Below are 444 nucleotides of genomic sequence, written 5' to 3' on the forward strand. Positions count from 1 at the left end.
CCACCGTCCTGGCCGCTCAACGCCGCGAACGCACCCGCGTCCGCTCCGAACGCCAACAACGCTGGGGCCGACCACGATCACACGCCGCCTGAACCGAACCAGAGAACATTCGTGGCCAGCGCACTAGCGCTCTTCGTAGCTTGAATCTCGATCTTCATGACGAGCTCGGTGCCGTCTTGGCGGAGGTTGGTGATGATCTAGTCGGCGACGGTCTTGAAGTCAAGGGCGATCTTGTCGGAGGTCGGGGAGTCTCCTTTGCCGAAGTCTGATCCGACAGCGTGCGGGGGCGCAGACTGAGAGCGTGTCTTGTGTGGCGGCTGCGGGTACATATCTGATCATGGATGTGATGGAGAGCAGCCTCGCTCTGCGGCTGGTCCCGGACGATCTGTGGGAGCTGGTGGAACCGCTGCTGCCCCGGTTCGAGACCCGCCACCAGGGTGGTGG

The 444-nt window shown here is 63.3% G+C and carries 1 pseudogene; it reads left to right on the forward strand.

Features of this window, described 5'->3' with window-relative positions:
• Window positions 1-346: 346 nt before the first annotated feature.
• Window positions 347-444: pseudogene (locus tag FMEAI12_RS39985) on the forward strand (IS5/IS1182 family transposase); the annotation flags it as partial.

The organism is Parafrankia sp. Ea1.12 (assembly GCF_900465275.1).
Lineage (GTDB): Bacteria > Actinomycetota > Actinomycetes > Frankiales > Frankiaceae > Parafrankia > Parafrankia soli.